Origin of the sequence: Nitrincola tibetensis (assembly GCF_003284585.1) — a bacterium.
Lineage (GTDB): Bacteria > Pseudomonadota > Gammaproteobacteria > Pseudomonadales > Balneatricaceae > Nitrincola > Nitrincola tibetensis.
Map to the genome: position 1 here is coordinate 17,486 of NZ_QKRX01000003.1, position 21,732 is coordinate 39,217.

Sequence of the window (21,732 nt, forward strand, 5' to 3'; positions counted from 1 at the left end):
CTCAATTTAGGGTGCCTTGGTTAGTGATTGCGACGTTGAATAAAGGTCGCGGCGCTAGGTGATGCATCAGCCAAGGGCATGGATATTTGGTGTACGGAACCGTCCCAGCCTTCCAGTGTTAGCCAAATATCGGCGTCGGCTGTTGCTGACTCCGTAATCGGCATGGAGATGAATTGGCGATAGGGCGTTCCAAATGAGATGGCACCTGCGGTGCGCAGATTCCGAGGCTTGCCGATACGCATATAGGCCGCTTTTACCTCCGGGATACAGGATTCACAGAGGGAGAGTGAAAAGGTTTTCATATAGCTGGCCACACCATCTCGCCACGGTGGATTAGTGTCCCACTCTGCCAACTGAATCTGCCAAGGACCGACTTGGTGTTGACCAAGATCCCGTTCGCCCAGACCTTTTTCACCCCGAGACATGGCCAGATCATCAAAATAAAACGGCATCGCGACCATTGGTAAAATCAGCAACAATCCGCTGAGATGAAAGCGCCAGCGAAACCAGAGGCTTTTGCGATGACGGGGTTGAGAGGCACGTGGCTGACTCATGCGCTTTCTCCTTCGTTTAATGCATAAGTTGGTATTTGGGAGTCCATCTGTTTGTTGGGTTGTTGTTTAATTTTTCGCTCGCGAAGGACCGCAGCCGTGTCTCTGAAGGTGCGTTTGCTCCAGATCATCATGCCGCTGAATACCATCAGGGTCAGCAGTATGCCGAAGAAGAAATACACCAGCTTCAAGCTCAGACCGACGAAATCACCAGTATGCAGCGGACGCATGGAGCCGGTAATAATTTCCAGCCAGGAAAGATCGGAAATCCGGCGTGTCTGCTCAATTTTGGCGTTGTAGGGGTTCACACTCACGTTCTCGAACAGCAATGGATAACTCACACTGCGTCCGCCGATACGATAGTGTGCGTAGGCATTGCCCGGCATAGAGACAAAAGACGCTTGGAAATCAGGAAAAGCGGTTTCGACAGCGGCTGTGGCTTCATCTAGGCTGATAAAAGGCGGTGTCTGGCTGTTGCTGCTCAGTTGCGGGACATCAGCTCTGTCGACATAGATAGGAGCCCCCGCTGTTGAAAATGAAACTTGATTATCCTGCAGTATTCCCTGTAGAAGAAACCAGATACTGGTGATAGAGATGATCGCAATAAAGGGAATAGACCAGATACCCGCTAAGCGATGAAAGTCTCCCCATAAAACCCGTGCATTGACGTTAAAGCGCAGTCTTGGGCTTAAAAAACCTCGCCAGAAGCGTTTATAGACAACAAGACCTGTGATCAATGAAATGAGCATTGGAACCGCGGTGATGCTAACAAGATACCATCCCCAACTGTAGCCATTGGTCCAGGGCATGAGTAGCCAGCCATGTAGGCCCCGTACAAATTGTCGAAAATCAAAACGAGAACTTTCGCCTTGAATCACGCCGGTATAAGGGTTGATGTAGAGTGTCCGCGTGGTGGTATCTGGATAACTGATACGCGCCGTTAGTGCAAATTGCGATTTTACCGGTCGGGAAATCGACTGAATAATCGCTTCGGGATGACCCTCATTCACCACGGCGACAATTTCATCAAAACTGAGCAGGTTTCCCGCCTGTGCCGGAGGATTGGCACGTGAGGCGGGATCAGCCAGCCACACGATCTCCTGACTCACGGTAGCAATCGTACCCGTTAGGCAAATGAAAAATACAAATGCCCAAATTGGCATGGCCATCCAGCTATGCACGAGAAACCAGATTTTGGCACGATTGGCTCGCGGTTTTCCGGTGATTGCCTTAGTTGAAGTGGATGTCGGCATTAGGTTGTTTTTCCGTTTCGTTTCAGAAGAAATATTTCATGGTCAGCATGGTTCTGCGAGGCTCGCCCCAAGTATAGGTACTGTAGGCGCTGAAAATCGTGTAGTACTTCTCGTCGAATAGGTTGCTGATATTCAATGACCCTGTTAACTGATCACTAAAACGGTAGCTGGCCATTGCATCAACAACCCAATAGTCATCCACCGTATGCTTAACCATGCCACCCACGGCTGGGTTGTAAACATCTCCCCAGGTTTTATCTTGCCAACGTGCGCCGCCACCGAGTGTCAATTTACTGTTCTGTCCCCAGGGTTTGTAAGTGGCAAAGAGATTGACTTGATTGGCTGGCGCTAGGGTAGAAACCTTATTGCCTTGTCGACGGGAAACGCTGTTGCTGTAGCCTGCATGAAGGTTCCAATAGTCATTCAATTGACCGGACACCTCCAGTTCATACCCTTTAGTTTTTACACCGTTAATGGCTCGATAAGCGACACCTCCGTCAGGTGTTAGCGCTCCTGTGGCTTCAGCAAAGTTGTCCTGTTCAAGTTGGAAAACGGCAGCGCTAGCGTTCAGGCGATTACCGAAGAAGGCACCCTTCAAGCCGAGCTCTATGTTGGTGCCTTCTAAGGGGTCGAGTGTATTGCCAGACTCATCACGTCGAGATTGAGGTTTAAAAATACTGGTGTAGCTGGTGTAAACAGAGTAGGTATCGTTCAGGTCATAGACGAGGCCGAGGTAGGGGGTCAACACTCCTGACTCTTGCATGATTTCACGCTTGTAGTTAGAGAGGCGAGCACCCGTAATGAGTTTTAGATCGTCGCGTAGATTCCAACGTGCCGTGGTGTACAGGCCTTTTTCACGTGTGGTTTCATCATTTTGACCATGCCATGCATTAGGGTCATTCCAATTGGGTTCTGGTACTTGTCCGTTCCATTCATAATAGTTGCTTGGGATGGTTGCGTAGCCGACATGTGGTCCATCTCCGTTGTTGGTCCAGCGTCGTTCGCTCAAGCCACCACCGACGACCAGTTCATGTTCACGCTTCAGAAACTCAAATGGGCCGCTCGCATAGAAATCCGCTGCATTGGCGCGGGTTTTACCAACGTATCGGCCGACCCACATGCGTGTGCCGGAGCCATCAGTAGGGTTTGGATTACCCCCGCCCACCGCGCCGAGAGGAGCATCATAGCCATTGATTTGGTGGTTGAGTTGTAGTTTTACGACCCAGTCGTTATCAAAGTAGTGCTCCAGCGTCGCGAAAGCTGTTCGAGTGTATTGTTCCCAACTGCTCCAGCTGGCGCCATTGTTGAAAGAGCGTGGGCGTTCGTTGAAGTTACCTTCAGTGTCATAAATTGGGATCCCGCCCCAGGTTGAGCGAGTCGGTTTATTGTCTTGATAGTCAGCACCGACTGTAAGCAGGGTGCTAGGCGTGATATCGGCTTCGATGCTACCAAAAAAAACAGGTGTTTTGCGGCGGTAGCCATCCATGTGGGATTCTTGATCTTGGTAAGAGGCTACAGCTCGGCCTCGCACGGTGCCTTCTGAGTTAAGCGGGCCCGAAAGATCAATTTCGGTACGATAGCTGTTCCGTGAACCTGCGCTTTGGCTGATATGGCCTTGAAAGTCTCTAGTAGGTTTTTTGCGGATTAAGTTGATGGTCGCCCCTGGGTCACCGCTACCCGTTAATAGTCCAGTAGCGCCTTTCAAGACTTCTACTCGGTCATAAGTCGCCATGTCACTTAGTGTATTGCCTGCCGAATATCCCGCATTTCGTTCCATCGGGATGCCGTCGTATTGAAAGTTGTTGATAGCGAATCCGCGTGCATAATATACCGTTCGTTCACTATCGTAAGTCAGAATGCTAATGCCCGGAGTATTCTCCATGACCTTATCAATGTTTGTGAGTTGGAAGTCATCCATTTCGTCACGTGTAATGACACTAATGGACTGAGGAGTTTCACGTGGCGTAAGTACTAGGCGGGTAGCGGTTGCAATGGCGCCTGGGGTGTAAGTGCCACTGCCTTCAGTTATTTCGCCAAGCTGGTTGGCTGTTACCGTTACGGAAGGTAAAGAGACAGCGCCATTTATAGTCTGCAGGGTAATAATGTAGCTACCACCACTTTGTGGTGCAGCGACCAGTCCACTGCCCTGCAGCAAAAGCCCTAGGGCCTGATCAACTGGATAGCTGCCTTGCAGACCCCGTGTTTGTTTGCCTTGGCTGAGATCACCGTTCACCGACACTAAGACACCGCTTTGTTGACCAAATAGTACGAGGGCAGAGTCGAGACGACCGCTTGGAATTGAAAAGGCTTGTTTAACCGTCGATACGGGAGCTGCCTGTATCAGTTGTGACTGTATGAGTCCACTGAGTCCTATACCCATCGCTAAAACGAGATGACTCAGAGAGGGGCGGTATCTGTATAATGTACGCACAGAGGGTGAGACAAACGGCATGCTCTAGATTCCTTGTTGGGTGGCTTATACACCTGAGCGTGTTGCCACAGGTGCTTCTTATTTGATAAGCCCCACGAACAGACAAAATCTGCCTTATTTTTTTATATTTTTTTAGGCAGGCATGAGTCGTACCCAATATTGACTCACTCTATGTTGACGAATGGGTAGAATTTGGCAGAGGTTATTGATAATTGCGTCGGTATTCGCGATTGGGAAACTGCCTGAGAAGGTCAGGTGGGCAACCTCATCGGCATAGCCTAAATACCCCGCCCGATAACGCGTTAATTGCCTAAGAAAGTCACCTAATGCCGTACGCTCAGCCGTTAATAAGCCTTGGCGCCAACTGAGATGAAAAGGGGTTAGCGCTGTTTGCAGCATCTGAATGCCTTGTAGCTGTATCTTCTGGCCAGCATTGACTTGATGTTCTTTCTTATTGCTGAAGATGCATTGGACTTGCCCCGTAATCACCTGCAAGACACAGTGGCTATCTTCCCGGTATAGGGTGAACTCGCTTCCCGAGGTAGGAGTGAAGAGATGGGCACCCGCCCGAACCTGAGCGCCACCACTGTTAGCAATAGATAGTTCGCCATAGTGCAGGATAAGTGCCGGCTGGGAGTTGAAATTAACATCTAGGGCAGATTGTGTATTCAGAATGAGCTGGCTGTTGTCATCAAGGACAAGTCTTTTTTGTTCGCCCGCAGTGGTTCGTATGTCTACCATCGTTTTGCCGTACAGATAGCGTCCAGTTTGAGCGACCCCCGAGATATCACGTGTTAGCCAAAGGGTCGTTCCAAAACCGCTGAGAGCGGCGAGTGTTTTAAGTGTGCGGCGTTTTTGGTGTAACCGCTGTTCAGCACGACTCAGGCTGTGCAAGGCCTTCTGACTATTTAGATGCGAGATGCTAGAGAAGTGTCGATTGGCTTGCTTCAGCTGTTCCCATACCAACGCATGTTCAGGGCTTTGTGATAACCAGTGTGTAAACGCAAGCTGTCCGACGGCATCAACGTCTCCAGCCTCGAACTTAACCTGCCAATGAATCGCTTCCGTCACGAGTTTGCGAGTGGGTATGTTTGGATTAGTCATATAAGACTCGATAACACTGTTGCATGCACCTGACCATCGCTTTTTGTACCCGGTTTACATTTATATTTAGCCTGTCCGCTATTTCTTGATATTTAAGTCCATCTAAGCGAGCCATTAGAAATATTTGTTTGTCGCGATCGGGTAGGCTCTCTAGTATTTGCGCCAGTTGTAAGAGTGTTTCGACCACTAAATGCTGCTCTTCCAACGACGGTGATTCGGGTTCTGGTTGCAAGGCTAGTATCTCTAAATAGGTTTGCTCTAAGGCTTGACGCCGCCAGTGGTTAAACATCAGACCTTTGGCAATGGTACTGAGATACGCCCGAGGACTTTCAGGTTGCGGAGCTGTTTCCTTTGAGAGAATTCGAATGAAGGTGTCTTGAGCTAGGTCTGCTGCCGTTTCAGAGCAGCCCAGACGTTGACGTAACCACTGTTGCAGCCAGCCGCGATGGTCGCGATACAGCGAGCCCACCTGATTGTGCTGCATTGGGTTAGCGTCAGACATTAATAATCCTTAATCAACATAAAAGTGATAATGGTTATCATTCTATATGCCGCTATGCAGGCTTACAAGCCCTCAAACCTTCAAACCCTCAAACCCTCAAACCCTCAAACCCTTGAGGGTCTTGACTGCCTTACAATCGGAAGCGGAATACCGGCTCGGACCGCCTCAATGGCTGTGTTTGCAATGTGACTGATATTCTATGCGACATTCTTTGCAGTGGCTGTTATTTGATGCATGGCAGTGGCCACCTGAGAGATTTCCCCCTGCTGTAAGTCGACTCTGCTACGGTTCTGAAGCACGGCTAAGCTGATACCCCAGTGGCAGCAATTTCAGCCTCCGTTACCAGTTGGTTCAGAAGATTGATAATGTTACGACCGACAACCTAGGCCATAAATACTAGAGCGGTACTCATGAGCAAGTTGGAACGAATGGCAGTGCTTTTAGCACGGTCTTCTACTGCAGCGGCCTCACTCTCAATAAGCTCTGTCAGACTCTCCATTTCCTAATCAGGCTGAATTAATGAATGATGATTGTCATTTTTCGTCTAATTCAAGTTCGGCAGATCAGCAAGCCACCGTGTAAAAATACATCCGGTTTGAGCCCGCGTCTTTAGCCTTATACATGGCCTTGTCTGCTGTTTCCAACAGTAAGACAGGCGAGGTTGCGTCCTCAGGGTAGAAGGAGATCCCAACACTGACGGAAATCTGGACAGACTGTTGTGCGATTTGAAAGGGCTGCGCAAGTGCATCAATAATCGACTGAGCCACAAGCTCAACATCCTTGCGCTGTTTTGCACCTGCAAGAATCACAGTGAATTCATCACCGCCCATACGGGCAACCGTATCCACTTCTCGCACACAATCATTAAGGCGCACAGCCACGTCAGCCAGCAAACGATCGCCCGCCTCATGACCAAGCGAATCGTTGACCGCTTTGAAACCATCAAGGTCCATAAACAGTACAGCAAGAGGCAGACTACTGCGCTTGGCATGCTTGACCCCCTGTTCTAGGCGATCCAGAAAAAGACGTCGATTTGGTAGCCCCGTTAGAAGGTCATGATGGGCGTTGTACCAGATTTTCTCTTCCGCGAGTGCCTGCGCGGTAATATCCCGAGAAATGCAGACGGTTGCTTCCGTCTGCTGCTGCTCGTCCAGCACGGGAGCTAGCAGATACTCGAATCGTTCGCCTTTACCCGAAGCAAAGGTGTGAACAAACTTGCCTCGGTGAGTCGATTGGCCTGAAATTACTTTTTCTAGGTTGTGTTTAAAGTCCGCCGCGAATGGAAACCCGAGATCAAAGGTGGTTTTTCCGATGATCGCTTTGGGTGCCAGAGCGAACAGATCGGCCGTAGCCTTGTTTGCATAAATAAATCGACCTTCAAGATCCAGCACATAGATTGGATCCGGAGATGCTACCAGAATAGCGCCGAATAGCCGGGTTTCCATCTCTTTTGCGGTGGCGTACTGTTCCAGCGATTCGGCGACTGCTTGGTCTATGGCTTCATGGAACCGAGTAAGATCTTCAAGCTGTTCGACAGAGACCGTTGGGTTTGCTTTTATCCAGTGAGACACCACACTCGCTCGCAGGGCTCTAAATTCGGACACTGTCTCCATGACGCTGAATCCGCTGGTATGCCGTTCGCCGCCGTGCACTTCCGCCCAGGACTCATCATCCTCCTTCTCTGGTCCATGACCTTTTGATTTAGCGACCTGTTGTGCTTTACTTTGGAGAGAGTCGAGATCGTCTGCAATCTCCAGAAGCATTTCCCTGGCATGATCGCGCAGCCCGGTCTTGCCCATGTATATGGCAGAAAAGATGGTTTTGGCAAAGGCTTCCCAATCCTGAAGAATCGGTTCTATTTCTGCTCTGATAAAATCAGCTAATCGCATGTTCATCTGCATTGTCAACCTGTTTATTATCGGCTGCGATATTGCGTAGCCAGCGATAGCCCAGCCAAGCAGCGGCCAGCATATAGGGCAATCCCCCCGGCACCCACATGAGCAAGCCCGCCAGTTGCTGGTCAACGAGTTGATGGCTGGGATAATACAAAAGGGTGTTGGCGAAGGTCAGAATAGCACCTAAAAAACCGGTGTGCATCAGTGTAAACAGCAAGGCGAGCAGCGCCCAGCTGCGTGTTCGTTTGGTACAGTGCAGTACGGCCCACCACAAGATGGCAGCGGTGAATGCAAAACAGATATGTTCTACCAAATGCCACCAGGGGTGTTCTAGCGCCAGCACGTAAAAGCGTGGGGTATGCCAAAACCAGACAACAGCCGCATGCAGGTATGCCAAGCTAAGAGGGTAGGCTGCCAGCTTAAGCAACGGTTGCCAGGCAACTCGGCCCCAGCGACCCGTAATAGCAGCGAATTGCGGCAAGGGTAGGCTTAGCGCCCATAAAGGGGCAGTCACAACCATTAATAACATATGCTGTACCATGTGCGCACTGGCGTTGGTTTCGGCCCAGTCATCCAAAGGCCCAATGATCGCAAACGCACAAATCAAACAGCCGCCATGAAACAGCAGCGCACGTCCTAATCGCGGCGGTCGCTTGATGCTGCCGAGCAGATACACCATCCAGAACAGCCCCAGCATCAGTGCCGCTAGCAGTGCCGCCCAAAAAGTATCACCGTTACTTTGCAAGGGGTTATGCGCCTGTACTGGCAGACTTATGCTGACCAGTAGACCTGGCAGCAGATACCGCCACTGCTTTAGTTGCACGGTGGTAATACCAGTACTGGCAAGGTCCCGGCTAGGGTAGCGACTGCGGCAATTAGATACAGTACGGTACTAACGTAGCCGACAAAGCGCTCAAACCCGACAGCCTCTTCACTGGCCTTGTGTCGTGATGCACAGTAACGACCGCTACGCCAAGCCAGAAACAATAATAGCGCAATCACCAGCAGAGCGAATGTCAATAAGCCGCCATTAAGCCAGGTAAGTGGGCCTTGTTCAACGTCAGGGGGAGCCAACTGACAGACCACGGATAGGCCGCCATACATGGCAATAAACCAGATACTCCAGATAACAAAACCCATTACAATCTGAGCCGGGTGGGCTGGCGCAAACCAAGTAGGCTGGATCATTTCCTTGTTGTTCCTTACGTTGTTCATTACGTTGCTCCCCAACCCAGTGGCAACATAAAGAACAGAGCGACACTGATCCAGTAGACCGCTAGGTAATAAAACCACAGCGGCTTTACCACTTGTGGCTCATAGGGCAAGCTGGCACTAACGTAGCCGCGCGCAACTCTGAGCGCCTGCAGAGCTGTTAACACGGTTGCCAGCCCAGCGTGACCCAGTAGATACAGTAAAATAACCATCAGCACGGCATCATGGGCGCTTTCGGTATAGTCCAGAGGGGCCATCATAAACAGCACCAGCAACATCAAAAAATGCAGCAGCCCTAAACTGGCGCTCAACCACAACTGACGTTGCAACTGCTGAGCATCACCTAATATCAAACGTTGGCACAGACGCTGAAACAGCCACAAGGCGATACTGGCGGGCACTCCACAGAGCAACAACAGCCAAAGCGGTAAGGGCCCATTGTCGGGCGCTGACCATTGCGGTGCGGCTGTCCACAAATAAAACCAACCAAACAGCAGCGACATATACAAAGCGCCATTGGCCAGTAAGGTGATGATCATGCCCCAACGGCCGGGGCCATCGACGGTTCTTGACTCCAACGGCAATTTATTTTCGGTGCTTTTGTTCAATGAATCTACGGAATTCAATGGATCCAACGGAGCTGCGGAAGGGTGGCCACCATTCTCCCAGCTCCAGCGCAGCAACAAGCCAATCGTCAGTACAACGGTCAGCAGGGCCAGTTCGTACCAGCGGCTTAGCAGACTGATGCACACCACTGCCAACGCCATCGCGCTGTAAAGTGGCAGCCATGAGTTTCCGGGCAGCTGTAAAATTCTCTCTCGTTGAGCCGTGATGGCAGAGGTGCCATAGGTTTCACGTAAGCCACTGTTCGCCTCAGCTAGACCTTCCTGCCCAGCGGCAATCCGTTCAGCGAGTTGCGGGTCTTCCCAGAGTGGGTGGCGGCTGTTGACGGTGGGTAAACTGGCAAAATTATACTGAGCCGGTGGCATATCCAGCGCCCACTCCAGCGTATCGGCCTGCCAAGGATTGGCGCTGGCGCGCTGACCAAACCAAAAATGCAGCAATAGATCCAGCAACACCAGTGCAACGCCAATGGCCATAATAAATCCGCCAATCGACGACAACAGATTTAACATATCCCAGCCTAAACCCGTTTCATAGGTGTACACCCGCCGCGGCATACCCAGCAAACCGGTCAGGTGCATCAATAAGAATGTCAGGTTGAATCCGCCAAAGGTCAGCCAGAAACCCCAGCGGCCGATAACCGGTGAGGGCATTCGGCCAGAGGCTAAAGGCAACCAGTAATACAGCCCGGCAATCAGTGGGAAAAACATGCCGCCCACCAGCACATAATGCATATGCGCGACTACAAAGTGAGTATCGTGTACTTGCCAGTTAAAGGGCACCAGTGCCAACATCACTCCGGTCAGGCCACCGCAGACAAACACAACCAGAAAGCCACTGACCCATAGCATTGGCAGCCGGAACACCACCTTGCCGCGCCACAAGGTCGCCAGCCAGGCAAATACCTGAATGGCGGTTGGTATCGCCACCAGCATGCTGGCCACGGAAAAGAAAGCCTGTGCCAGTTGAGGAATGCCCACGGTAAACATATGGTGGACCCACAGCCCGAAGCTAATAAACCCCGTTAGAATGACCGCGATCACGATCCAACGGTAACCGACAATAGGCCGACCGCTGAACACCGGAATCAGGGTTGAGACAATGCCGGCCGCTGGTAAAAAAATAATATAGACCTCTGGGTGGCCAAATAACCAGAACAGATGCTGCCACAACAGAGGATCGCCCCCCGCGGCCACGATGAAAAACGGCATACCGGCGGCGCGTTCCAGCTCCAGCAGAATACTGGCCAGGATTAACGGCGGAAAACCAAACACGATCATCAGCGCCATGACCAGGATGTACCAGCAAAACAGCGGCATCCGGCTGAGCGTCATGCCCTTGGCTCGGCTGCACAGAATCGACACCGTGAGTTCAATACCCGCTGCCATTGCTGAAATTTCAACAAAGGTAATGCCCAGCAGCCAGAAATCAGAGCCAGGCCCAGGCGAAAACTCACTGCTGCTCAGTGGGGTATACATAAACCAACCAGAATCTGGTGCGATACCGAGCAGCAGGCTGGACATAATGATCATGCCGCCAAATAAGTAGCAGTAATACCCGAGCGCACTGATTCTCGGAAAGACTAGGTCACGGGCGCCAATCATTTTTGGGATCAGGTAAATCGCTAGCCCTTCCAGCACCGGTATAGCAAACAGAAACATCATCACGCTGCCGTGCATGGTAAATAGCTGGCCATAGGTTTCGGCACTGACAATATCCTGCTCCGGCAGTGCCAACTGAGTGCGTATCAGCATCGCCAGCACGCCACCAATCAGGAAAAATACCATACCAGTCACCATGAACCGCAGACCAATGGTGCCATGGTTGACGGCAGCTAAGCTGCCCCAGCCCGGTAAATTGGCCCAAATTCTGGCCAGTTGTCGAGCTGAGGCAGTTGGCGATGATGCTGCCTTGGTGTCACTCATCTATCGCTTCTCCTTGTTGGACTGATTCAGGTTGGTCTGATTCATGTGAGCTTGTTTCATGTAAACCTAATCCATGTAAATCTGGCTCTTGTGGTTTCTGCTCCAGGGACGTGTGCTCGTTTAGCCAGTCGGCAAAGTCTAGTTGTTCATGTGCGGTGACCGTGAATTGCATGTGCGCATGGCCAAAGCCGCAATACTCAGCACATTGGCCAAGGTAAACGCCTGCTGCCGAAGCCTCAAGCCGCAGCAGATTGGTACGCCCGGGTAACATGTCCAGTTTGACGCCTAGTCTAGGCACCCAAAATGAATGGATAACATCGGCACTGGTTAAGTGCAGGTGTACGGGGGTATTGACTGGTATGTGCAGCTCGTCGGTCATCTGCAGGTCATGCTCAGGATAGGCAACTTGCCAGTACCACTGATTGCCCGTCACTTGAATATGCAGCGCATGTTCATCGGGTAGCGGCATCATCCGGTGCCCGATTGGCACGCCAACAATCAGTAAGACGGTAATGCTCACTGTCGGTAACGCGAGTCCACCCCAGATAATCCAGCCACTGGTCCGCGTGACAGGCGTCTGTTCCGCTCGGCGCTTGATCGCGTAATGCCAGAGCACCACAACCACCAGTAGAACCACTGTTGCAAACCCGAACATACCCCACCATAGTAGAGCGACCTCGGCCGCCGCTGGCCCTTGAGGGTCCAGAGCAGAATAAGGCCCAGTGCAACCTGTTTGGCTAAGTAGCAGGCTACAAAGCCAGATCACTGCTACACTTTGGCGAAGTAGTTTGGTTAAAGCTACCCTTAACCATTTTAGAGGTGTGTTATGTCGATGGAAGCGATTCACAGCCAAATCAAAGTCTTTGGTCACCCCATTCACCCAGGACTTATCCACTTCCCGGTGGCTGCATTGCTCGGTCTGATTGCAACTGATCTGGCATTTTTGTTCACGGCCGATCCCTTTTGGGCCAGAGCCAGTTTGTGGTTGGCAGGGGTAGGTGCCATCGGTGGTTGGATTGCCAGCGTCGCGGGGCTGTTGGATATGCTGCTGGTCAGCCAGATAAGACGCCTGATCACGGCTTGGTGTCACGCGATGCTGGCGGTGATGTTGCTGTCGCTTGCCACGTTTAACTGGATGCTGCGCCTGCCCGATGCTGCCGCTCAGATCATACCGCAAGGGCTGTATCTGTCGTTGCTCAGTGGTTTGTTGATTATCGTTACTGGTTATCTGGGGGGGCGGCTGGTCTATGAGCATGCGGTCGGTGTTAATGTTGAAGACAGGCTGCAGCCCGACCCTCAGCCTTGAGTGGGCGCTAAAGCGGTTTATAAAAACCATAATAAAGCCTTCTGCTCAGGCTTAAGCAATACCAATACGATTATACTTAACAGCAATAGGCATATGACGCTGAGTAACCCTGCGCATTTGCCTGCGATGCCTCTTGCCTTCGGCCTTTGGCCGTACAAAATCAGTAATCCTGCCGTAGCATGGCAAATCACTAGGCTTGTTACTAAGGTTAATTTAAGCAACAACCAGCCGTTAAAATTACCATCAATCGCAAAAATGGCCGTGCCAGAAGCAATCGTCATTAGCCCGGCTGGGCTGGCCAGCCGAGTAAACCACAGACGTTCTAAGCTATCACCTTTATTGGCAGTTTGTTGGCTGGCTGAGGTGGCATGCGGGATAAGCAATAATAAAATACATAAGGCTGCTGCCCAGGTCACTAGGCTAGCAATATGCAAAAACAACAACCAGACCATTGATCTATTCCATTAGTTGCAGGCAACGTAAGCAGCGCCATAGTCTTAACTCTAGCAGACAAAATCAGAAGCGTAAGTTCGCTGGCGCAAAACACAGCAATTAATACGCTTGACAAGCAAGTCTTCTGAGACAGCTGAGTCATATCGTCTAGGAGCCAATAAAGCCATTACTTTTAATCGATACTCATCAGCGGAAAGGTCACCGCAACCGATAAACCGCCTTGTGCTGACCGGTCCAGATGCAAGTGAGCATTATGTGATTGGGCCACTTGGCTCACGATGGATAAGCCTAATCCACTGCCTTTTTCATCTCGATTCACGCGATAAAAGCGTTCAGTGACGTGTGCAATCGCATCATCCGGTATACCCACTCCTTCATCTTCGACACTTAAGCATATGCTGTTGTCGATCTGCTCTAACCTAACACGGATCATTCCATGATAGAGCGCATACGGGCCTCCAGCGTGCATGCTTGCATTATCGATTAAGTTGGTTAGCAGCCACTGCACCATAATAGGATCGCAGCGGATAAAAAAAGGCTTGTCCTTAGCAATAAACTCTAACTCCTGTCCGCGTTTAATCAGGCGATTGAGCAGGCGAGCACAGGCCTCTTTGCAAATCGGTTGTAGATCTTGGGGTGTCAATGCGGAAGGGTCGACCAAATCACTTTTGGTCTTTGCATACTTAAGGAGCTGTTGGGTCGTACGGGCCGCATACTCCGTTGTTTTACAGATGGATTGCAAATACTGTGTTAACAAAGGGTCGTTGCATTGTTTTTTGGACATCTCGGCTAGCACACTGATTTCAGCAATCGGGGTGCGCAATTGATGTGAAACATCAGCGTTAAATTGCTGAATATGCTGCATATTTTGTTTTATCTTGATCATTAAATGATTAATGCTATCGACCAAGGCTTGTACTTCATTCGGAACCTTTTCTTGTAAAGGTGAGAGATCTTGCGCCGAGCGTTGATGCAATGCGCGTTCAATCCGTTTTAAGGGGATCAGGCCTTTGTGAATGGCAAATAAGGCAATACCAAGTAGGCTAATCCCGAGAGCGAGGTTGATGCCGAGCAGGTTCGATAAAAAGGCTTCTAATAAATTTTCTCGTCCTTCCCGCGATTCGGCGACAATCACTTCCACTGGACTGCCAGTTGTTGAGCCGCGAACGGGGATAAATAAACGCAGTGCGCGTAACTCAGTGCCGGCAAACACAGTATCGTAAAATACAGCCTCCTCCGTTAATGTCTGCGGCCCTTGCAGGCCCTCAAATCCCGTGAGCAGGCGGCCGTGAGCATCTTTCACTCGGTAAAAAAGTTTGCCTTGCCCCCCGGTACCGAGAGAGTTCACTGAAAAGTAATGCATATTGATTCGAACATCGCCTTCTGAGACAAACAGACGTTCTTCAAATCGTTCAGCGCCCATTTGCAGCAGACTATCGAAGCTGTTATCGATCCGTTGCGCGAAGACAACTCGGCTGACGTATAAAGATAGCGAAAGCAGGATAATCAACGGAAGAATGAACCAGAGAATGAGTCGAGCACGTATGGATTGCCGCATCGAATTAATCCAGACTTTCCATCATGTATCCCAAGCCTCTTACTGTGCGTATCGCAACCGACGTGCCAAGTTTTTTACGGATTCGGGAAACATAGGTTTCGATAGCGCCAGCACTGATGTCTTGTTCAAGTGAGGCAATACTGTCCACCACTTGGTCTTTACTGAGCAAGCGTCCGCGATTGAGCATAAAGTATTCGAGTACCGCCAGTTCACGTCGGTGCAGCGTTACGATTTCGCCATTTAACGTCAGTGTTCGTGATGCTAAGCAGAGCTCGACCTCTCCATTTTTGAGGCGATTGTCTGAAAATGATCGGCTGCGACGGATGACCGCTCGAACACGAGCAACCACTTCTTCCAGAGAAAAAGGCTTGCAGAGATAATCATCGGCCCCTTCTTCTAGCCCGGTGATCCGTTGATCGAGTCGGTCTCTTGCTGTAATGATGATAACGGGTATCGTGTTCTTCTGGCGTCGTAAATAACGGAGAATTTCAATGCCATCCATGCCGGGTAAACCAAGATCTAACATCAACAGATCGTATTGGCCGCTTTTAAGCCAAGCGATGCCCTGCATACCATCCAATAACAGATCCACACAGTAGCCCGCTTCTTCAATAGCTGTTTTCAGGCCCTGCGCAAGAATGGCATTGTCTTCTAGAATCAGAATTTTCATGTCTAAACCACGTATTAAGACGGTGGGGTAAAAGTGACAATCGCTGCCACTTTATGAGAAGTTGTCTTCCAAACACACTATCCATGCCATTATTTAACGCTATCTACAAGGATGTTGCTACTGATTAATATAGCGCCATGGCAGATGCAAGAGGGTAATGCCTTAGGCTTATACTTTAGTCTATACAATTGAATTTAAGTGAATCGTGCCAGTTTTATGACAGTTTAGCCTTTTATAGTGCTGTCATGCCTTTACAACCCATGTGATGTAGTTGGCATCCATCAAACAATAATTAAAAGGTTTAATCATCATGGCGATATCCTTACGCAAATCCATCAAACTGGCCGCGTGTGCTTTCGCAATTCCTCTGCTTGTTTCTTCAACCCTAGTGGCTGCCGATAATTACCCAAACAGGCCTCTTGAGGCCGTTGTCGGTTTTGGAACAGGGGGGAGTGCGGATCGGATGACCCGGATTATGTCCAATCATCTTTCTCAAGAGTTAGGTGTACCTGTTCGCGTCACTAACCGCCCGGGTGCCGGTACTCAGATCGCTGCAAACTATATTTTGAATGCACCGGATGAAGGTTATCATCTTTTTTCGTCGACCTTCGCACCCTATTTGACCAATACCATTTTGGCGGGTGACGCGACCTACAGTGTGGACGACTTTTCCTATGTGAACTTCCAATGGTTTGATCAAGACTTGATTGCCGTGAACAAAGACAGTGGCTATTCGAGCCTTGCGGAAGTGATCGAAACCATTAAAAACCAACCGGGCAAAGTGCGTGCGTCTGTAGTACAGGGGTCTGCAGGGCACTTGATGGCGCGGATTCTGTTGGATGCCTATGACATTCCCCAAAACCATTTAAATCTCGTGACCTATAACAGCGGCGGTGAAGCGCGAACAGCGGTGGCCGGTGGTCAAGTGGATTTAGTCTTGATCAGTGCTGAAGGCAGCGAGAGTATTCGCGAGTTTCTAATTCCATTGGCGATTGTGAGTGAAGAACGTATCGAGCAGTGGGATGTGCCAACAATCAATGAAGCCTTGGCGCCACTTAACATTGAAGTGCCTGTCTTACAGGGGTCTATGCGCGGCTTTGCGGTGAGTGCAGAGTTTGAGCGTCGTCACCCAGAGCGCTATAAAAAGTTGGCCGATGCTATGCAAAATGTGCTGGCTAAAAAAGACCTGCAAGAGGAACTGCGTCGTCATGATATCGGCGGTATTTGGGTCGGTCCTGAAAAATCAAAACAGATGATGAAAGAGAATTTCGAAACCTTCAGTCGTTACGCCCAACTCTTAAACTAACTTCTCTGCAACTTAATGCTGCCCATCTATTGGGCAGCATAGGACTCGAGCGATGAACAAGCCCCGATACGATGTCGGCCATCTCTGTATGTTGATAGGGTTGGTTGGATTTACGCTTTGGTATTTAAGTGATGCGATTCGTGTGTCATTTACAGTGCCCAATTTACTTCTCATTTTACCTGTTGCAGTTGCGATCCTGATTTTAGCCTTAGCGGAGCTGGTGATGAGCTGGCGTGGCGGGAAATTATTTGAAGTGGTTGATGATGAACCTGTGCGCGAGATACTGCCAATTATTCTTTTATTTGCGGCCTATGTCTTGTCCTTGCCTTGGCTCGGTTTTGATTTAGGCACGATTTTATTTGTTGCGATTTTTCTTCGCATGAAAAAAGAAACGAACTGGTATCTGGTGATTGGCTACAGTGTTGGATTTGGTTTAGCCATTGCGCTGTTTTTTGCATTGATGCTGCCGTACCCCATGCCAATGACCTTTCTTCCGATAGATTAACAAGGTGAATTCTCATGATTGATGTTGCTGCGAGTGCTTCAGCACTCTCTATGCTGGTGAGCAGTCTGACGCCTTGGCTGATTGTGATTCCGGGCATTATTATTGGTCTAATCTTTGGTGCCACACCGGGGCTACAAATCTCGATGGCGATGGCCATTTTTCTGCCGATGACCCTCTACATGGACTTTTTGCAAGCCATGTTATTTTTAACTGCTATCTTCACGGGTGGTTCGTTCGGCAGTGGTATTCCCGCCATTCTGATGAATATACCCGGGACCTCTTCTGCAATTGCCACAGCCTTTGATGGCTATCCTATGGCAAAGCAGGGAAAACACAATGAGGCGCTAGGCATTGCACTGGCCTCGTCTGTGTTTGGTGTATTGGTCGGGTATTTGATCCTCTTTATGATGATTCAGCCGATTTCTTTGATGGTGCTTAAACTTGGCCCATCTGAAATGTTTATGGTGATCTTGTGGGGGATGACCTTAATTGCCAGTTTGCGTGGAGAGTATGTTTTAAAGGGCCTGATAGCGGGTCTTGTCGGCTTGCTGATTGGAACCATTGGTTTCAATGAGATAGGGATGGCGCGCGGAACGCTGGGGAGCTTCTATTTGTTCGATGGTATTCCGGTGATTCCTGCAATGATGGGGATGTTTGCGGCGTCTGAGCTTTTCCGTATTGCCAACAAACAATTCATTGTTGAAAACAAGGCGTCACGGAAAGTAGAACTGCGTAAAATTGCACAAGGCTGCAAAATGGCCTTTCAATCACCTTTAGTGATGTTGCGGGGATGTCTGGTGGGGGTGTTTGTTGGTGCTGTCCCTGGCGTTGGCTCCTCCGTTTCAAACCTGCTTTCATATGTGGAAACAAAGCGTCGTGATCCCGATCCAGACTCCTTTGGCAAGGGCAATCCGAAAGGCATCGTTGCGTCCGAGTCGGCAAACAGTACATCCGAGGCGGGTTCCATGGCAACGCTACTCGCGCTGGGTATTCCGGGTGGAGGCGCAACGGCGGTGATGCTGGCGGCCTTTGCCATGCACAATATCACGGGCGGTCCTCAGTTTATTCGTGAGCAGACTGACATCGTGTATGCCATTATCTTTGCCAATTTCGCACAGGTGTTCTTCTTGATGATTCTGGGGCTGTTATTTATTCCGCTCTTGGCGAATATTATCAAGGTGCCGATGCGCTATTTGATTCCAACGGTGCTGGTGTTAGCTGTGATGGGGTCGTTTGGGTTGACGGGTAACTTTGTTGGGCCCTTCACCGTTTTGGCATTTGCAGTGATTGGTTGGTTAATGCGCCGTTATGGTTACTCCGTTCCGGCGGCGGTCATAGGTATTCTGCTCGGAGCCATGGCTGAAAAAACCTTATTGCACACCTATCAAATCAGCGGCGGTGATATCAGTTATTTGCTGGAGCGTCCTGCAACACTCGCCATTATAGGTTTATTGTTGTTATCCTTATTTGGACGTCATTTGTTAGCGCTCATGCGTTTTTCGATGCATAAGATGTCATCGGCTAAAAATTGACACTAGGGTTGTCGCTTTGAAAACACTCTATACCTGCGTACTTGGGGCACTGGGCGGATACCTCGCCTGGTGGCTTAATCTTCCACTGCCTTGGATGCTAGGCCCCCTTTTCTTGGTGACGTTACTTGCCATCAAGGGCATCTCTGTGCGGGTTGATCGTCGAGTCAATCGCTTCTTTCTCGGTGTCTTAGGCTTTTGGCTTGGCACAGGGTTTGAAGCGAGCTTACTCAGTGAAGCCCTTCATTGGTACTCAAGTATCTTGCTTATGGTGGTGTCAGTGGCATTCACTCTTGTGGTGAATACCTGGTTGTTTAATCGAATTGCGAAGTTAGATTTGATTACCTCGGTGTTTTCATCTTTGCCAGGCACGATGAATGCGGTTGTGATTCAAGGCGAGCAATTAGGTGGAGACGCACGTTGGATTGCAATTGCGCAAACCCTGCGTATCTCCCTAGTGGTGATCAGTACAACGCTTATCTTCTACTTTATGCCGGGACAAAACCTACAGGGCTCAAGCCCAGAAGCAGGGCAAGTGTTCGATTTGATCTGGTTGCTACTCGTGCCGTTGGGTTGGTGGGGTGCTAGATGGCTGCGCATCCCAATGGCTGAGTTTCTGGGGCCTTTGATGATCAGTGCGGTTCTTGCTGTGTCTGGGATCGACATCGATTTACCCGGTTGGGTCATGATGATGACCTTTGTGGTACTGGGCTCGTCGATAGGCAGTCGTTTTTTTGGGACTCAGGTTCGTGAGCTTCTTAAAGTCAGTGTGTATGCGGTCTTGGCAACGGCCATTGGCATGGTGATTGCCGCAATCATGGCGGCGGTCACTTGGACCTTAACCGATATCCCCTTGTCTCATGCATTTCTAGCCTTAGTGCCGGGTGGAGTGGGTGAGATGGCCTTGATTGCGACGGTCGCAGGGATCGATCCTATCTATGTTGTGTTTATTCACGTGTTTAGAATGTTCGTATTAATCTTATGCACCCCATTAATTAGTCATTTATTGGGGCGCTATACTAGAGAAACCGAACCATAAGCTGTGTCGAATGAAATATGAGCATAGATACGCTTTACAAAGAGGCTGCAGAACGCGCCGCTTGATCATAAAGACCGGACATAGCGCGTAAAGACGCCGCAATTTGATGCATATCTTCAGGCGCAATCCCTAAACTCGCCAGAGATTCAACCAAACAGGCCTCGCGTATTTCAGCATACTGCATGCAGGTGGTTTGACCCAGTTCTGTTGTTTTAAAGAAGGTTTCCTTACCTTGCTTCTGGTTAGACAGTAGCTCCAGTTTCGTCAGCTTTTTAAGGGCATAACTGACCGTATGGCTGTCTTCGATATTCAGAACCAAACAGATATCCGCTAAACGCTTAGCGCGTTCACGGTGATTCACACTGTGGAGCACTAAAATATCCAACGAGTTTAGCTCCGAAAAGCCAACGGCCGTCATGCAACGCACCATCCAGCGATTAAATGCATGGCCTGCAATGATTAAACCAAATTCGAATTCAGAGAGCTCTTTCGCTTTACGCGAAAGATGCTCTGAAGACACGATGGGCCCTAGTCCGTCTTTTTTTAAGTGTGTAAGGGGCATTAGCGATTACTCATAGCCTCAGGTAAAAAAGTTACTATCTGAGGAAAGAGTGTAATCAAAATAACGCCCAATAACATTAAGAAAAAGAAAGGCAAGGCTGCGTAGGCAATTTGTAGTATATTTTTCCCAGTTAAGCCTTGTAGCACAAACAAGTTAAAACCAACGGGGGGAGTAATTTGTGACATCTCGACAACGATGACAAGATAGATACCAAACCAAATCAAGTCGATGCCTGCAGCTTCAACCATTGGTAGCATGATGGACGTGGTTAACACTACGACAGAAATGCCATCTAAAAAGCACCCCATAATAATGAAAAACAACGTCAATACTGCCAAAAGCATGAAGGGCGATAGGTCGTACGTGGCAATCCATGCAGCTAATTGACTTGGGATTTGCGTAAAGCCCATCGCTGCGGTTAGAAAGGATGCACCCGCTAAGATAAACGCAATCATGCAGGAGGTTTTAACCGCGCCAAGGGTAGCATCAGAAAAACTCTGCCAAGTTAAAGCGCCATTGGTATACGCCAATATCAATGACAGTACGACACCTACTGCTGCGGCTTCGGTTGGTGAAGCCAAGCCACCGTAAATCGAGCCAATCACCCCGATGATCAATGCCATCATAGGAATAAGACGTCGAGATCGATACAACTTCTCTTTAAAAGGAATCTCTGCATCAGCAGCAGGCACACGATCAGGGTAGCGCCATGACCAATACACCAAATAGGCTGCGAACAAGCTGATCAGCATTAATCCTGGAAAGACCCCCGCCATAAATAGGCGCGCAATCGATTGGTCGGTCGCCACGGCGAAGACAATCAAAATAATCGACGGTGGAATCAGTAAACCGAGCGTTGCCGAGCCAGCCAGCGTTCCAATAATCAAGCGCTCGTCGTAGCCACGGCGTGTCAGCTCAGGCAGTGTCATTTTACCCATGGTGGCACAGGTGGCGGCAGACGAACCTGATACTGCAGCGAAGAGACCGCAGCCAACGACATTGGTGTGCAGTAAGCGTCCGGGTATGCGTTGCATCCAAGGCGCGAGCCCTGTGAACATGTCCTCGGCTAGGCGTGAACGAAATAGAATCTCCCCCATCCAGATGAACATGGGTAGGGCGGTTAATTCCCAACTGTAACTGGCGCTCCAAATATCAGAGGCCATCATGTCCCCAACGGGAATTGATGTGAACTGGCTAATGCCTATCCAGCCCAGTGCTAAAAGGGAGAAGGCAACCCAAACGCCTGATCCTAAAAAGATAAATAGGGCTAGGGTCAAAACAATCATCATTAACAGCATAGTATAGCC

The 21,732-nt window shown here is 49.8% G+C and carries 20 protein-coding genes; 5 read left to right on the forward strand and 15 right to left on the reverse strand.

Features of this window, described 5'->3' with window-relative positions:
• Positions 1 to 20 precede the first annotated feature (20 nt).
• The 10 genes from DN062_RS04410 to coxB all read right to left on the reverse strand — a co-directional run bounded on the left by DN062_RS04410 (position 21) and on the right by coxB (position 12,263).
• Positions 21 to 554: a thiamine pyrophosphate-binding protein gene (locus DN062_RS04410; RefSeq protein WP_112157939.1), complete on the reverse strand. Its 534-nt coding sequence runs from the start codon at positions 552 to 554 to the stop codon at positions 21 to 23.
• On the reverse strand, positions 551 to 1,804 hold the full coding sequence (locus DN062_RS04415; protein WP_112157941.1) for a PepSY-associated TM helix domain-containing protein: 1,254 nt from the start codon (positions 1,802 to 1,804) through the stop codon (positions 551 to 553). The genes DN062_RS04410 and DN062_RS04415 overlap by 4 nt, the downstream gene beginning before the upstream one ends.
• Before the next feature lie 22 nt (positions 1,805 to 1,826).
• The gene (locus tag DN062_RS04420; RefSeq protein ID WP_205126654.1) at positions 1,827 to 4,256 is read right to left on the reverse strand and encodes a TonB-dependent siderophore receptor; all 2,430 of its coding nucleotides are present in this window, start codon (positions 4,254 to 4,256) and stop codon (positions 1,827 to 1,829) included.
• Between the two features lie 111 nt (positions 4,257 to 4,367).
• Positions 4,368 to 5,339, reverse strand: a complete 972-nt coding sequence (locus DN062_RS04425; RefSeq protein ID WP_112157943.1) for a DUF4880 domain-containing protein — start codon at positions 5,337 to 5,339, stop codon at positions 4,368 to 4,370.
• Positions 5,332 to 5,841: a sigma-70 family RNA polymerase sigma factor gene (locus DN062_RS04430; RefSeq protein WP_112157945.1), complete on the reverse strand. Its 510-nt coding sequence runs from the start codon at positions 5,839 to 5,841 to the stop codon at positions 5,332 to 5,334. The genes DN062_RS04425 and DN062_RS04430 overlap by 8 nt, the downstream gene beginning before the upstream one ends.
• A gap of 563 nt (positions 5,842 to 6,404) precedes the next feature.
• On the reverse strand, positions 6,405 to 7,742 hold the full coding sequence (locus DN062_RS04435) for a diguanylate cyclase domain-containing protein (RefSeq protein WP_239995700.1): 1,338 nt from the start codon (positions 7,740 to 7,742) through the stop codon (positions 6,405 to 6,407).
• On the reverse strand, positions 7,717 to 8,559 hold the full coding sequence (locus DN062_RS04440) for a cytochrome c oxidase assembly protein (RefSeq protein ID WP_112157947.1): 843 nt from the start codon (positions 8,557 to 8,559) through the stop codon (positions 7,717 to 7,719). The genes DN062_RS04435 and DN062_RS04440 overlap by 26 nt, the downstream gene beginning before the upstream one ends.
• On the reverse strand, positions 8,550 to 8,951 hold the full coding sequence (locus DN062_RS04445; protein ID WP_205126655.1) for a hypothetical protein: 402 nt from the start codon (positions 8,949 to 8,951) through the stop codon (positions 8,550 to 8,552). Before DN062_RS04445 ends, DN062_RS04440 begins: the two co-directional genes overlap by 10 nt.
• Complete coding sequence (ctaD, locus tag DN062_RS04450; RefSeq protein ID WP_112157949.1) at positions 8,951 to 11,497, reverse strand: cytochrome c oxidase subunit I; 2,547 nt, start codon at positions 11,495 to 11,497, stop codon at positions 8,951 to 8,953. The genes DN062_RS04445 and ctaD overlap by 1 nt, the downstream gene beginning before the upstream one ends.
• On the reverse strand, positions 11,490 to 12,263 hold the full coding sequence (coxB, locus tag DN062_RS04455) for a cytochrome c oxidase subunit II (protein ID WP_205126656.1): 774 nt from the start codon (positions 12,261 to 12,263) through the stop codon (positions 11,490 to 11,492). Before coxB ends, ctaD begins: the two co-directional genes overlap by 8 nt.
• Positions 12,264 to 12,323: 60 nt before the next feature.
• On the opposite strand from coxB, the gene DN062_RS04460 reads away from it, so the two are divergent.
• Positions 12,324 to 12,803: a DUF2231 domain-containing protein gene (locus tag DN062_RS04460; protein WP_112157952.1), complete on the forward strand. Its 480-nt coding sequence runs from the start codon at positions 12,324 to 12,326 to the stop codon at positions 12,801 to 12,803.
• A 17-nt stretch (positions 12,804 to 12,820) separates the two neighbouring features.
• On the opposite strand, the gene DN062_RS04465 is transcribed toward DN062_RS04460, so the two are convergent.
• From DN062_RS04465 to DN062_RS04475, 3 genes are all read right to left on the reverse strand, one after another.
• Positions 12,821 to 13,255: a CopD family protein gene (locus tag DN062_RS04465; protein ID WP_112157954.1), complete on the reverse strand. Its 435-nt coding sequence runs from the start codon at positions 13,253 to 13,255 to the stop codon at positions 12,821 to 12,823.
• 173 nt (positions 13,256 to 13,428) lie between these two features.
• On the reverse strand, positions 13,429 to 14,814 hold the full coding sequence (locus DN062_RS04470) for a sensor histidine kinase (RefSeq protein WP_112157956.1): 1,386 nt from the start codon (positions 14,812 to 14,814) through the stop codon (positions 13,429 to 13,431).
• A gap of 4 nt (positions 14,815 to 14,818) precedes the next feature.
• Positions 14,819 to 15,484, reverse strand: a complete 666-nt coding sequence (locus DN062_RS04475) for a response regulator (RefSeq protein WP_112157958.1) — start codon at positions 15,482 to 15,484, stop codon at positions 14,819 to 14,821.
• A 310-nt stretch (positions 15,485 to 15,794) separates the two neighbouring features.
• Here DN062_RS04475 and DN062_RS04480 point away from each other — a divergent pair, with 310 nt between their 5' ends.
• Genes DN062_RS04480 through DN062_RS04495 form a run of 4 tightly spaced genes read left to right on the forward strand, consistent with a single transcriptional unit; the run spans position 15,795 to position 19,863 of the window.
• A complete protein-coding gene (locus DN062_RS04480) occupies positions 15,795 to 16,790 on the forward strand; it encodes a Bug family tripartite tricarboxylate transporter substrate binding protein (RefSeq protein WP_112157960.1) in 996 nt (331 codons plus the stop codon).
• Positions 16,791 to 16,842: 52 nt separating this feature from the next.
• A complete protein-coding gene (locus tag DN062_RS04485; protein ID WP_112157962.1) occupies positions 16,843 to 17,295 on the forward strand; it encodes a tripartite tricarboxylate transporter TctB family protein in 453 nt (150 codons plus the stop codon).
• A 14-nt stretch (positions 17,296 to 17,309) separates the two neighbouring features.
• The gene (locus tag DN062_RS04490; RefSeq protein WP_112157964.1) at positions 17,310 to 18,827 is read left to right on the forward strand and encodes a tripartite tricarboxylate transporter permease; all 1,518 of its coding nucleotides are present in this window, start codon (positions 17,310 to 17,312) and stop codon (positions 18,825 to 18,827) included.
• 16 nt (positions 18,828 to 18,843) lie between these two features.
• A complete protein-coding gene (locus DN062_RS04495) occupies positions 18,844 to 19,863 on the forward strand; it encodes an AbrB family transcriptional regulator (RefSeq protein ID WP_162301247.1) in 1,020 nt (339 codons plus the stop codon).
• Positions 19,864 to 19,897: 34 nt separating this feature from the next.
• Here the strand turns inward: DN062_RS04495 and DN062_RS04500 are convergent, their stop codons facing one another.
• Positions 19,898 to 20,425 (reverse strand): winged helix DNA-binding protein, encoded by a 528-nt coding sequence (locus tag DN062_RS04500; protein ID WP_112157969.1) that lies wholly within the window; start codon positions 20,423 to 20,425, stop codon positions 19,898 to 19,900.
• Positions 20,425 to 21,723, reverse strand: a complete 1,299-nt coding sequence (locus DN062_RS04505; protein ID WP_112157971.1) for a TRAP transporter large permease — start codon at positions 21,721 to 21,723, stop codon at positions 20,425 to 20,427. The genes DN062_RS04500 and DN062_RS04505 overlap by 1 nt, the downstream gene beginning before the upstream one ends.
• Positions 21,724 to 21,732 lie beyond the last annotated feature (9 nt).